General features: G+C 50.1%; 11 protein-coding genes. 4 read left to right on the top strand and 7 right to left on the bottom strand.

Annotation, left to right across the window (positions count from 1 at the left end):
* Positions 1-203: 203 nt before the first annotated feature.
* Positions 204-1,292, bottom strand: coding sequence for a winged helix DNA-binding domain-containing protein (locus tag ACX1DY_RS24120; RefSeq protein ID WP_458966740.1), 1,089 nt, complete (start codon positions 1,290-1,292; stop codon positions 204-206).
* A gap of 130 nt (positions 1,293-1,422) precedes the next feature.
* On the opposite strand from ACX1DY_RS24120, the gene ACX1DY_RS24115 reads away from it, so the two are divergent.
* From ACX1DY_RS24115 to ACX1DY_RS24100, 4 genes are all read left to right on the top strand, one after another.
* Positions 1,423-2,328, top strand: coding sequence for a sugar phosphate isomerase/epimerase (locus ACX1DY_RS24115; RefSeq protein ID WP_458966756.1), 906 nt, complete (start codon positions 1,423-1,425; stop codon positions 2,326-2,328).
* A gap of 137 nt (positions 2,329-2,465) precedes the next feature.
* A complete protein-coding gene (locus ACX1DY_RS24110) occupies positions 2,466-2,900 on the top strand; it encodes a VOC family protein (protein WP_458966739.1) in 435 nt (144 codons plus the stop codon).
* 102 nt (positions 2,901-3,002) lie between these two features.
* Positions 3,003-6,152: a hybrid sensor histidine kinase/response regulator gene (locus ACX1DY_RS24105; protein WP_458966738.1), complete on the top strand. Its 3,150-nt coding sequence runs from the start codon at positions 3,003-3,005 to the stop codon at positions 6,150-6,152.
* Between the two features lie 61 nt (positions 6,153-6,213).
* Positions 6,214-6,618: a CBS domain-containing protein gene (locus tag ACX1DY_RS24100; protein ID WP_458966737.1), complete on the top strand. Its 405-nt coding sequence runs from the start codon at positions 6,214-6,216 to the stop codon at positions 6,616-6,618.
* 92 nt (positions 6,619-6,710) lie between these two features.
* Here ACX1DY_RS24100 and ACX1DY_RS24095 read toward each other — a convergent pair whose 3' ends face one another.
* From ACX1DY_RS24095 to cysI, 6 genes are all read right to left on the bottom strand, one after another.
* On the bottom strand, positions 6,711-6,998 hold the full coding sequence (locus ACX1DY_RS24095) for an STAS domain-containing protein (protein ID WP_458966736.1): 288 nt from the start codon (positions 6,996-6,998) through the stop codon (positions 6,711-6,713).
* Positions 6,991-9,000 carry a methyl-accepting chemotaxis protein gene (locus ACX1DY_RS24090; protein WP_458966735.1) on the bottom strand — a complete coding sequence of 670 codons (2,010 nt, stop codon included), beginning with the start codon at positions 8,998-9,000 and terminating at the stop codon, positions 6,991-6,993. Before ACX1DY_RS24090 ends, ACX1DY_RS24095 begins: the two co-directional genes overlap by 8 nt.
* Before the next feature lie 21 nt (positions 9,001-9,021).
* Entirely contained in the window at positions 9,022-9,414 is a 393-nt protein-coding gene (locus tag ACX1DY_RS24085) for an ATP-binding protein (RefSeq protein ID WP_458966734.1), read from the bottom strand.
* Between the two features lie 14 nt (positions 9,415-9,428).
* Entirely contained in the window at positions 9,429-10,859 is a 1,431-nt protein-coding gene (locus ACX1DY_RS24080) for a SpoIIE family protein phosphatase (protein ID WP_458966733.1), read from the bottom strand.
* Between the two features lie 203 nt (positions 10,860-11,062).
* Positions 11,063-11,809 (bottom strand): type I methionyl aminopeptidase, encoded by a 747-nt coding sequence (map, locus tag ACX1DY_RS24075; RefSeq protein WP_458966732.1) that lies wholly within the window; start codon positions 11,807-11,809, stop codon positions 11,063-11,065.
* A gap of 182 nt (positions 11,810-11,991) precedes the next feature.
* Entirely contained in the window at positions 11,992-13,716 is a 1,725-nt protein-coding gene (gene cysI / locus ACX1DY_RS24070) for an assimilatory sulfite reductase (NADPH) hemoprotein subunit (RefSeq protein ID WP_458966731.1), read from the bottom strand.
* Between the last annotated feature and the right edge of the window lie 48 nt (positions 13,717-13,764).

Raw genomic sequence — 13,764 nt, 5'->3', positions numbered from 1 at the left:
TCTCGCTATCTATTCGATGTGTGCCCAGATTATTCCTGCTTGGTGCTTTAGTCATTCTACCATTTTCCTACTCCCGTTCATGTACACAATCAAAGAGCGCTCCAGCGGCCAAATCAATGGCATACGGAACGCCCTATGATCATAACATGCGACTATTTCCTCTGCTCATGCGAGTGTTCAACTTAATGTAATATCACCCAATTCTATATGGCAGAAACAGAGAACTTGAGAATAGGGAGACCAAGAAATGCGGCATAACGTTCAGCAGCCTGCATAAGCCCAGTTTCCAAGGCAGCATCTATGGGGGCAAAGGGGGAAAATATCAGCTCAACGCCTTTTGTCTTGATGCTTCGCTTCCACGTCCCCAAGATTTGACCGCCCGCTGCAATGGTCGGCAGAAAGATCCCGTTATTGCCGGGCACAATCCGTGGAGCCGTCTCCGGTTCAAGCACAGCGCTCCGGTCCTTATAGCCGAGGATATATTCATCGAAGCCCGCCAGCAAATGAACACCGGAGGCTTCGTTCATAAGGCCTACGGGAGTGTCCGGCATCCAGTAGTCGCTGCCTTCGATTCGTTCACATACAAGCCTGTCCTTCACGGCATCAAGCCCTGACCTCGCTTCTGTCAGCGTCATCCCTGTCCACCAGGCAAAATCCTGTACGGTAGCAGGTCCATGTGCTGTAAAATAACGCAAAGCCAGCTCTGCCGGTATCTTCTCGGAGATCAGCTCCCGCGAATGCTTGATCCATTCGTCCAGCAGTACGAACGTCTGCTGCTTCCCTTGAAGCGGGCCAAAGCAGATCAAACCGTTATACGCGTTATGCCACAAAATATGATAGCCGCGTTGGCCTGTGGTCTGAATGCCTTCCTTCTCCAAAAGTCCAAGCAGATCAGGGCGCGCAATCCGCTCCCCATTCTTGAGCGCATGGCAGATTATTTCTCCGGACCGCTTCAAGATCTTCTCATTCAGCTCCAGCTGTGCAAGCCGTCTCGCCGCTTGCTTTAAGAGGCGCGGAGCGCAAAGCTGAAGCAGCCATTTCACATCCTCCGGCGGAACGAAATGAAGGGTCCCGCGCAGCGTCCACGTCAGAACAATCTTCCGCTCGGCGATTGCGCATTCGACCTCAGCCAGTGATGCAGCCGGGGTACGAAGCCCAACGGCCCATACCGCCTGCATATAATCCTGAGCCTGCACAGCCCCCAGCCTGCGGACCACCTCCTCCGGCTTTAGCCGCTCCTTACCGTTAATGCACTGGTTAACCAGCCTGCGTTCTGCAATGCTTGTAATCATCCGAATGATTCTCCTATTGGTAGTTGATAAGAATAGATAACCATATATTAGTGTAAAAGTCCTGACTATTAAACAGGAAATACACATCTTCTGCCGAATAAAAGTTTTGGATGATTCGACTATAATCGAGGTGGTTAGATTGCAGCAATTTATGATTGGGCAATACGGAGGATTTGATTTTACTAAATATGAGCGGGATTTCAGAGATGAGTTCTATGGAATTGAGGCTTGTTCCTTTACGAATGCTGAAGATTGCGCCCATTTAATAACTGAATCCCGTAATAAAGGGTTTCGCGTGGGGGTTCATTTTCCATTTCGTGCTGACGCTGCAAAATTACGCGATGCGCTATTTCTCTCCTTGAGCGAAAGTGAACGCAATGCTGCATTCCAGCACATCCAGGCGGAGCTTGATTATCTGGCTGCGCTCCAGCCCGAGTATATCTTGTTTCATTATCCAAAACCGGTCATTCTGGACGACCGCGTTGACTGGAAGCATTGGCGGTTTGGGGACCGCAGGGAATACATATATGAAAGTGAATATACGTTAAGTGAATTGATCGGGCGCAGTGAATACCTTTTCGAATGGCTTGACTTAAAGAGCAGACAGTACCATTTCACGCCTGTTCTTGAGTTTGATGCGTTGAACAGCTATATTTACGGGTACGATTTTTTTGAGAAGCTATTGCTGCAGTACCCGCAAATTAAATTATGTCTGGACACTGCCAGACTGTTTCTGCAGGACAAGCTTGATCCTAATTTTGATGCAAAAGAAATCCTGAGAAAGTACGCCAAATATGCCGGACTGATCCATCTCTCCAACGTTCAAGTAAATGACAGTGTGCAGAACAGCCATTATCCAGCGCTGCCGGAGCTAAGTCCGCAGGATGGCTGGGCCCCCATAGCGGAATATTTGCAAATTATTCGGGAGGAGAACAGCCGGGTTAAGATTATGTTCGAACACCGCTCCGATCTGATCACCAATGAGCAACTGCAGCAATGTTATTCTTGGGTCAATGGAATCTTAAAAGGCTTTTGAGTTTCACTATCCAATCAACGGGGTTAAAAGGGTATTGGAAATGCCTCGCAGATCAGTATATTAATAAATGGACAGGCACATGATACAATGTGGATGCAATACGCTTGTCTGTACAAAACACTTGAGGAGTGAAGCATGTGGCGATTAATGTTTACTTGAATTTCAATGGAAACTGCCGTGAAGCTGTGGAATTTTATGCCGACGTCTTTGGGACAGAAACTCCTAACATCATGACTTTTGGACAGTCACCTGCCGATCCTTCTTACCCTCTGCCGGACGAGGCCAAAGATCTTGTGATGCACGCAATGCTGCTTGTTGACGGCAGCCCTTTGATGTTCTCGGATGTTTTTCCGGGCATGCCTTTTGTGGAAGGGAACAACGTAAATCTTACGCTATCAAATACCGATGTTGAGAAGCTTAAAGGGTGGTTCCATAAGCTTGCAGAAGGCGGAACCGTAATGATGGAGCTGCAGGAGACCTTCTGGAGTAAGTGTTACGGCAGCCTGAAGGACAAATTCGGCATCATCTGGCAGTTCAACCACGACAACGGTGAGGCCGCCAATCACGCTTAAATTGATACTGCTAAACATTAAGGATATAGAACCTTCGTCTTCCGAAGGATTCTATATCCTTTTTTAAAGGAAAATGCGAAATTTTTGTCGAATAAAAGTTTTATGATGAATAAACCAATTCAATTTTACTTAAAAAATATATCCCTCATTTTGCTGTACATGGCCATCCTCCTTGCCATCCGCTGGTTGTGGTTCACCGCCTATGCCACTCCAGAGCACCCTAAGGCCGTTCAGGGCGTGCTTGATTTGCGCGGCTGGAATATCAAAGACTCCCGCTCCATTACGCTGGACGGCGAGTGGGAAATATATCCTGGCAAATTTTTGACACATGAGGAATTTTTGCCCCCAAATAAGGAAAATCCGGGCTATGCCAAGGTTCCGGGCGACTGGAGCGATGCTCTGACTAAAGGGGAGCCCCCCTCCTTCGGCTTCGGAACTTACCGGCTGCGGATTCTGATTGGCCAACCGCTGAACGAGCCCTACGGTTTCTGGATTCAGCGCATTCAGGCAGCCTCACAGCTAGAAATTAACGGGCTGAAGGAATCGCCCTTCGGCCGGCTATCCGAAAGCAAGGCGGGATACAAACCAAAGGCAGTCTCTTACACAGCGACCTATATTGCCGGGAACCGGCAGGAGATCGAGCTGCTGGTCCGCACCGCTAATTTTGACCAGCCTCTGGATGGCGGCATCGTCAACTCCATCCGCTTTGGCACACAAGCGGCAATAGATAACCAACGCTGGTATTCGATTGGCTTTCAGTTGGTCACATTCATTATCCTGATGCTGCATGCCATGTATGCAGGGATATTGTATTTTTTTAATCCCCGGCAAAAAGCCTTTTTGCTGTTCTTCCTGCTGCTGCTGGCTGCTGGCATTTCCATTGTGTCTGATGATGATACCCTGCTGCTGCTGTGGCTGCCGATCAATTACACCTGGGCGCTAAAAATCAAGCTGTTGTCTTACATGTGGCTGTCCTTTTTCATGCTGCTGCTTAGCATTAACTTCTCAGGAAACCAGAAAAAAGGCAAATGGTTCAAAGCTTATGCTGCAGCCTTGTTCCTCTATTCTCTCTTTTTGCTGATTGTGCCTGCACAATATATTTTTCACACGCTCCACTTGTTCGGAGTTCTTTATCTGCTTCCGATAGCAGGCGTAGTCTGCAAGATTGTGCGAATGGTGATTAAACAACAAGAGGATGCGGTTTTTTTGCTTTTTGCCGCAACCAGCATTGCTTCCAGTGTCGTTTGGGGTACTTTTGAATCCACAGGAAAAGCCAGCAGCTTCTATTACCCTGTAGATGTCATTGCGACAATTGTCAGCTTCTCCGCTTACTGGTTCAAGCGTTATTTCCGCAATTCGGAGGAGAATGCCAAGCTTACCTGGAAGCTGCAGGAAAATGACCGGCTGAAGGACCAATTCCTGGCCAATACTTCGCATGAGCTGAGAACCCCTTTGCATGGGATCATCAATATCGCCCAGACCATTGCGGCTAAAGAGCAGGCGGTGATGGGCCACAAGAGCGTTCAGGACATAGAGCTGCTCATTACGATCAGCCGCCGGATGTCGCACCTGTTGAACGATCTTCTCGACGTAACCCGTCTTCAGGACAAAAGGATTATGCTGCAGCAGGAGCCTCTATCCGTTCAATCGCTGGTTTCGGGCGTCATCGACATGTTCGAATTTATGACAGAAGGCCGGGCACTGACGCTGAAGAATGACATTGCCGACTCGTTGCCGCCCGTATTCGCCGATGAGAAGCGGCTGGTGCAGATTCTGTTCAACCTGCTGCACAATGCAGTCAAGTATACCAACGAAGGAAGCATTACCGTGTCTGCCGGGACTCAGGGGCAGCAAATGTCCGTTCATGTGGCAGATACGGGTGCCGGTATGGATCAAGCAACGCAGGCCCGCATATTTGAGCCCTATGAACAAGGACAGCAGGGGATCAACGACGGGGGTGGAATCGGGCTCGGTCTGAGTATTTGCAAGCAATTGGTAGAGCTTCACGGAGGAACCCTTACTGTCACCTCCGAACCCGGCCAAGGCTCCGTATTCACCTTCACCCTCCCCTTGGCTGATGCTTTTGACAATATACGAACGCTAAATAACTCCGGCGGTAAAATGGTGGAGAATACAGAGACTTCGGGAGCATTGATTGCCCAGAAGAGTCATTCTGCCGCCCTGCCCACACTATGGAGCGCCTTACATCCTGACGAATCGCAAATTTCCTCAGGCGAGGTCAAAATCCTGGCAGTGGATGATGATCCGGTCAACCTCAGGGTTCTGTCCAGTATTCTCTCCGGGGAGCATTATCATATCCGGACCGTTCTAAGCGCTGGTGAAGCCTTGAAGCTGCTTGGCACGGAGCAATGGGATCTCCTCATTGCCGATGTGATGATGCCGCATATGTCCGGTTATGAGCTGACCCGGATCGTTCGTGAACGCTTTACAAGCTCCGAGCTGCCTATACTGCTGCTGACCGCACGCAACCAGCCTGAAGATATCTATAGCGGATTTCTGTCCGGTGCCAGCGATTACCTGGTCAAACCCGTTGACGCCTTGGAGCTCAAATACCGGGTCCGGTCTTTAACCGGGCTGAAGCAATCCATCGACGAGAAGCTGCGCATGGAGGCCGCCTATTTGCAGGCACAAATCCAGCCGCATTTCCTGTTCAATACTCTGAATTCAATTATGGCCTTAAGCGAATTTGACACCGAAAAAATGCGCGATCTCAGCGAGGCCTTCTCCTCCTATCTGCGCATCAGCTTCGATTATATGAACTCCCATCAACTGGTCGCTCTCTCGCATGAGCTGGAACTGGTTCGCGCCTATCTATATATCGAAAAAGCCCGGTTTGAGGAGCGGCTGTCCATTGAATGGGATGTTGAGGAAGGGTTAGATCCGCTGCTCCCGCCGCTCACCTTGCAGCCGATTGTAGAAAATGCGGTCAAGCACGGACTGCTCAGCCGAGCACGCGGAGGTTTGCTTATCATCCGTATTTCCAGAAAGGAAGACTTTATCGTCTTTGAGGTCAGAGACAACGGAAAAGGCATACCGGAAGAACGGATCAGCCACCTGCTGGATCATACCCGCAAATTCAGCGGCGGTATCGGACTGCTCAATACGAACAGGCGTCTAACCCAGCTCTACGGCCGGGGGCTAAGTATTCAGAGCAAGGTGGATCAAGGTACGTCGGTGTCTTTTATGATTCCGCAATTGGATAAATTTCAAATTTTAAATACGCTTACATAGTAAACTATGGTTTAATAAAGGTACGCGATCTGCAAAAATCTGCTGAAAAGGAGCCTAACCTATGGAAATATCCTCATTTTTGCTGCCCAAAGATCAGGTATCTTTCATCACCTCCTCCATAAGCATGCTGGAAGCCCTGGAGCAGCTCGAGCATCATTATTATTCAGCCATCCCGATCATTGATGAAAAAGGTAAATATGTGGGGACCTTGTCAGAGGGCGATCTGCTGTGGAAGCTGAAGAATACAGCGGGCTTAAATTTTGAAAATTTGCGTGAAGTCACTGTAAACGATATTCAGCGGCATGTGCATAACGAAAGTGTCGAGATTCATGCCCAGATGGAGGATATGCTGACACTGGCTGCAGACCAGAATTTCGTTCCGGTTGTGGATGATAACGGCATCTTCCTCGGTATTATCCGCCGGAAGGATATTATTGAATACTACACCCGCAACATCACTGACTAACAATATCTAAGACCACATATCTGCACGGGGTTGCAAAAAACGGCTGGACTGTCCTTTTAGGGACGGCCCAGCCGTTTCTATAAACATCATACTCAGAGAATCTCGAACACATTCGTTAGTCTGGTTAATTCGAAGATTTTCCGCACATTGGCATTCAGCGCCTTCAGCCTGATCGTTCCGCCGTTCTCCACACATTTCTTGTAGGAGCTGACAATTACACCAAGACCGGTGCTGTCAATAAACTTGCAGCCGCCAAAATCAAGCAAAAAGCTGGAAACCCCATTCTGAATATGCTCTCTAATGTTCTCTCTAAACTCACTTGCTTCCTCCACCGAAAACATCTCGGGCATTTCAATCGTAATCTCGCTCAAGCTATTCACCCCTGATTTTAAATTTCTCCACGAGGGTCTCCAGTTCGTTCGCCATAGCGCTTACCTCCTGGGCCGAAGCCGCAAAATTGGTGACGGTAGCCGCCTGTTCCTCGGTCGCACTGGATACATTCTCGCTGTTCGCTGCCGCTATTTCTGAAATGGTGCCCATATTATCAATAAGCTTGATAATTTGATCGGAGGTTGCCACCTCATCCCTGGTAATATCCAGAATCTCCCGGACGCTTTCGGTAATGAGCTCCACGGAATTGATAATATGAATAAAAGCAGTATCCGTATCGTTTACTACACGAACTCCGCCTTCAACAGCCTCCGATGCGCCTCTCATTGAATCCACAGCCTGTGAGATTCTTGAGACCATATCATGGACCAGGACGGAAATCTCATCAGCCTGTCTGTGAGTCTCATCCGACAGCTTCCGCACCTCTCCGGCCACAACGCTGAACCCTCTGCCGTCTTCACCTGCTCTTGCAGCCTCAATCGCCGCATTAAGCGCCAGCAGGTTCGTCTGCTCGGCAACCGCATTGATCGTACCGATAATTGTAGCTACCTTTCCTGAAAGCTCACTAACGGTCTGAAGCTGCTCTTCGGTTGCCTTGGTGCTGCTGCTGATAATATTCATTGCTTCTACCGTATCAATGACCTGCGCTCTTCCCCGCTTCGCGGCCTGATTCGTAATATCCGCATTGCCGGAGGTCGCTGACGCCTTGCTCTGCGCCATTTGTACCAGACTGGAGAGCTGCACCAGCACCTGCGAAGCGTTAATAACAGACTGATTGCTGTTCTCCGCGCCTGAGGCGATTTCCTGGGTGCTGGAGCTGATCTCTTGAATGGAGGCGCTGATCTCTTCCGATGAGGCTGCCATTTCTTCGGACATCGAAGTCAGGGTAACAGAGCCAGCCCGTACCTTCTCAATAATCGCCTCCTGCTTGTCAATCATCGCATTGAAGGATTCACTTAATGTCTGAAGCTCGTCGCCCGAACGGATAGAGGTATGTACTGTCAAATCCCCATCGCCGGCAAGGGACATAGCCTTCTCCAGCTTGATAATCGGATTCACAATATTGCGTGTGGTGAAGAAATAAGCCACGAGCAGAGCAACGAGTATAAATGCAATAGTGACCAAAAGCGTAGTACTGCGGATTTCTGTCGCAGGAGTCATATATTCCTTAACATTAGCCGTCGTGACCACGATCCAATTCCCCGCAGGCTGAAAGGAAACGTACTTATGGACGCCTTCATAGGTATAGAAGCCATCCGAAGCTTTTCCGCTCTTCATAATCTGCACAAGATCGTTCAATTCCTTATTGCTGTTGCCGTCCAGTGTTTCCTTAAGAATCTTTCCTTTGTCGGGGTGATAGACAATAAGACCTGTACGGTCAAGCATATAACCGTATCCGCTGTCTCCAATCTTAACTTCGGCTACAGGAGCGGAGATGGTATCAAAAACGACCGTTCCGATAAGCACGCCTGTAACTTGCCCCCCCTGCTGAAGAGGGCGGGCAACCGCTACAATATGCTGATTGGTCTCCTTGGAGAGAATAACCTCACTGACAGCGTCTTTTCCTTGAAGCGCCTGCTGAAAATATTCCCGGTCCTTCACACTCAGTCCCGGGTTCTCGGAGCTGCTGGTCAGCAGCACTTGTCCGTTTTTGTCCGCGATAAGCAGCGAGCCCAGCAGCTTATCATAGTCCTTCTTCAGGCCGGAGATATAATCATAGGCCAGACTCTTGTCTGCCGCCCCTTCAGGGCTGGCGGCAAAGCTAGCCAGGGTGTTGTTCTTGCTGGCAATGCCCAGATAATTGCCTACAGCTTCAAGCTGCGCATCAACTGACTTGGCAGCCGAATTTGTGGTGTCACGCATTTCCTCTTCAATCGTTTTTTGCAGTGCATCCGAAGCCAGATTATAGGAGATGACGCCGGAAATAGATAGCGGCACACTTATAATAAGAAACAGCAGGATGCTAATCTTTACTTTTAAACTTAATTTCACAGGATTCTCCCCTTTTTATTTCTACGAGGGACATACGCATTTGCTGATGTACATCGTATTGTGAATCATCTCCACACTATCCGAGTAACAGCGGATCAGGTATAGTCCTCTTCCGCCTTCATCAAGCAATTCGTCATTGCTGATGGTATCCGGAAAGACCAGTGCCGCCCCTCCCTCCCCGGAGTCCTCCACCTGGAGGTTAAGCTGCTCGCCGCTGAGCAAATATCTAATCGTGATCGGTTTGGTGCAATCGCTGTGATTGCCGTGATAGTAGGCATTCGTGATCGCTTCAATCAGAATCAGCCGGATGTCAAAGGCATAGTCCTCCAGATGAAGCTCCTGAATGATCCTGTCAATAATCTCCTGGTGATGCTCCAAACCGTGAAACCTGATTTCCTTCTGAACAGCTTCCATAAACCTCTCCTTCTTCATTTGATATTCAGGCTGAGCCAGGTGCAATCATCCTGCAGACTAGCGCCGGCAAGCTTCGCAGACAGATAAACATAGTCACGGCCCAGCTCTTCGTTATCGTACAGAAGCTCCATCCCGTCGCTATAGAAGCAAAAACGGTCGCCCGAATAAAAGGCTACTGTCTTTTCCTCAAATTCACTGTTGCCGAACATTCCGAGCGGCGCGCCTTTGACCGTAATGCTCTCGGCCTCCTGATCCTTTGGGATATACAAAAACTCATTAATCCCTGCGCCTGCCGCTTTAAGTACCCCGGCCGTGAAGTCGAGCTGAAAGCAGCAGGCGGCAATATAATCCTCACCCAGATGCTGCAGCGCCTTTTGATTCAGATCCTTCAAGACCTGCAGAGGTTCAAACGTTGCAGCGAGGCAGTCCAGAAACAGCACCCGCAGTGCGGAGATGCTCAGCGCAGCCGAAATGCCTTTCCCCGTGACATCGGCGATCATTCCGATTACCCGCTCTTCATCTATTTTGTGAAAAATAAAGAAATCGCCGCTGAGCGTTCTGGCCGGGATATACAGCTTGTCCAGCTCTGCCTTGTCCTCCAGCGGAAACGTAATGGAATGGCGGTGATTCTGCAGCTTGACCGCGCGTTCCACTTCCTTCTTGCTCTCCGTGATATCTCTCAGCACCAATTGCAGCGCCTTTTCTTCCTCATACATAATCGGCACACCTGAGATTTCTACATCAAACACACGTTTGTCATGCCGGATGAACCGCTGTTCAATGCGAAAGCTTTCTTTGGAGGTTGTGCCCCAGGTCTTCAGGTTGTTATCCTTGGCGCTGCTGATGTATTCCTCTTTAAAAAAAGCCTCAATTCCGCGCCCGATCAGCTCCTTCTTCTTCTTGCCGAACATTTTTTCCGTTTGCTTGTTGGCGAACAGAATGGTGCCGCCGCTGTACACCAGAATGGCTTCAGGGCACAGCTCAACCAGATCCCTGTACCTCTCTTCGCTCTCCCGAAGTCTTTGCTCCGAACGGACCCGCTCGCTGATATCATGGATAACCGTGTAGATACATGATCTTCCAAGCATAGTCATCATACCGGTGTGGATTTCCACATCAATCAATTGCCCCCCGGCCAAAAGATGCCTGTCCATAAACACGCGGTTTTTTCCGCCTTCTCCACCGGGCATTGCACTCTTCAGGAACCCTTCCGTTCCAGCCTCGCTGTCCGCCTGCAGATCGGTTATATGAAGTTTTCTGAAGATACGCGGGCTGTATCCGTAGAATTCACAAGCTGCCCGGTTCGCATCGGTGATGCGGCCGTCCACCGGGTCTACCATTAAAGTGATCAGATGGTTGTTCTCATAAATGCAGCCATAATGCTCCATGCACTGTACTGGACTGGGAGTCTTGAGCAAATTCTTGCAATTTTTAACTGTAACCATTCTTAATCCTCTATTCTGCTTCAGCATTAAACCTTACCATTATATGCATTTTATCTGCAGCCAGCCGTGAATTCCGACACACATTGCAAAAAAACTCGATCTTTGTCACAAAAAGTTGCAGCAGCGGCTGTGTTATGGCAAGACAAAACCCGCGCATCCCCCTTCTATGGAAGGAGAACACGCGGGTTATTTGTTCATACGGTTTACAGCTCAGTCAGGATAATGGTACCGTTCGGGGTAATTGCCAAAGTATGCTCATATTGTGCCGACAAGCCGCCGTCAATGGTCCGGGCTGTCCAGCCGTCTGCATCCACCTTGGTCCGGTAGCTGCCGGTGTTCAGCATCGGCTCAATGGTAAATACCATGCCTTCCTTGATTCGCGGTCCTTTGCCGGCCGGTCCATAGTGCGGCACCTCCGGCGCTTCGTGCATTTCGGAGCCGATACCATGCCCGATGAAATCACGGACAACCGAGAAGCCGTTAGACTCGGCATAGACCTGCACCGCATGGGCGACATCACCGATCCGGTTGCCGGCCACCGCCTGTTCAATGCCTTTGAAGAGCGACTCTTTGGTTGTCTTCAGCAATTTGTCCGCCTGCTCGCTGATCGTGCCGACGCTATAGGACCAGGCTGAATCTGCCAGCCAGCCATTCAGGTTCACGACCATATCAATGGTCACGATATCCCCGTCTTTCAGCTCCTCGTGCTTCGGAAATCCATGACAAATCACATCATTCACAGATGCGCAGGTTGCGTATGGGTAACCGTGATACCCTTTTTGCTCCGGGGTTGCCCCTTGGGAAAGGATGAATTTCTCAGCAAACTGGTCAATCTCCCAGGTAGTGATTCCCGGTTTAATCATTTGCGCGATTTGCCGGTGGCATTCCGCAAGAATTTTGCCGGCTGCCCACATTTTTTCGATCTCTTCCATCGTTTTCATGATGATCATACATTTCGCCTCTTCTGTACAGAACGCATTACTCACTATAATGGCTCTTAGTTATGGTTTTTTGGTTCTCCTTTATATTATGTAAGAAAATCGCCGGAAATCCAAATTTAATCTTGCTTGCTCCAAAATAAATAACGAATCTGTCCGCCCTGCTGCCAGGAAGAACAGATTCGTTAAGTTAATCAATCATGGAAATGGATTCCCGAGGTAACGGCCTTGACATATCCGCTGCGGATCACAAAGTCCCCGAAATGCTCGCCCGCCTCACGCTCTTTGGCATAGCGGTGAATGATCGGCGTGAGCGTCTCCAGAATTTCCTTCTCATCAATGTTTTCCTTGTACAGCTTATTTAATCTGTCCCCGCTAAAGCCCGCGCCCAGATACATATTATATCTGCCGGGAGCCTTGCCAATGAAGGAGATTTCACCCAGCGCCGGTCTGGCGCAGCCGTTCGGACAGCCGGTCATGCGGATAACAATCTCTTCATCGCGGAGACCCGCTTCGTCAATAACCAGCTCCAGCTTATCCAGCAGCAGGGGAAGATACCGCTCCGCCTCAGCCATAGCCAGCCCGCAGGTTGGAAGTGCCACACAGGACATGGCGCTTCTCCGCAGAGCCGTATGATGTGCGCCATCGGTCAGGCCGTATTGCTTGGCAAGCTCATTGACCTTGCGCTTCTTCGCACTGCTTACGCCGCCAATGATCAGATTCTGGTTGGGGGTCAGCCGGAAGTCTCCACCATGAATTTTGGCAATTTCCCGCAGGCCTGTCATGAGCTGATTGCCTTCACGGTCCTGAATCCGTCCGCTTTGGATATACAGCGTCAGGTTCCATTTGCCGTCCACACCCTTCACCCAGCCGTAACGGTCTCCGTTGTGGTCAAAATGATAGCTGCGCGCCGGTTCGAGCTCCCAGCCCAGCCGGTGATGCAGCTCTCCGCTGAACCATTCCAGGCCATGGCGGTCAATAGTGTATTTAAAGCGGGCATTTTTGCGGACAGAGCGGTTGCCGTAGTCGCGCTGAATCGTAACGGTCTTCTCCGCCACATCAATGACCTGCTCCGGCCGGCAGAAGCCAATCACCCGGCCAAGCTGGGGATATGTGTTAGTATCTCCGTGGGTCATGCCCATGCCGCCGCCGACCGAAACATTGAACCCGGCCAGCTTACCGTCTTCCAGAATGGCGATAAAGCCCAGGTCCTGGGAGAAAACATCCACATCGTTAGAGGGAGGAACAGCCAGGCCGATTTTGAATTTGCGCGGCAGATATACCGGGCCATAGATCGGTTCAACCTCAAGCCCCTCTTTGCTGTCCACCACCTTCTCACCATCCAGCCAGATTTCATGGTAGGCAGGTGTGCGCGGCGCCAAATGGTCGCTAAGCCTGCGGGCCCACTCATACACCTCGCCATGAACCTCCGACTGGTACGGATTTGGACCGCTCATCACATTGCGGTTAACATCGCCGCAGGCGGCCAGGGTGGTCATCAGTGTATCGTTAATCGTCTTGATCGTCTTTTTCAGATTCCATTTGAGCACGCCATGCATTTGAAAAGCCTGTCTGGTCGTCAGCCGCAGTGTGCCGTTGCCGTACTTATGGGCCAGCTCATCCATAACCAGCCACTGCGCCGGAGTAGCGACGCCCCCCGGTGCCACAACACGCAGCATGAACTGATAGGCAGGCTCCAGCTTGGAGCGTTCCCGTTCACTCCGCAGATCTCGGTCATCCTGCATATAGCTGCCGTGGAATTTGAGCAGCCGGTTGTCGTCCTCGGGCAAGCCTCCGGTGATCGGATTGCTCAGCGTTTCGACTAACGCCCCGCGCAAATAGTTGCTCTCCTGCTTGATATGTTCAACATCACTAGGCGGGCCGCCGATGGGCTTCACCACTGATTCATATTTTGCCACTATTGATCGTCTCCTCCCGCATGTTCTGATATGTTACATAAGATAAAC

It is taken from the genome of Paenibacillus sp. BAC0078 (assembly GCF_054483875.1).
Note: the sequence above shows the minus strand (reverse complement) of the source record. Positions and strands in the feature narration are given on the sequence as shown.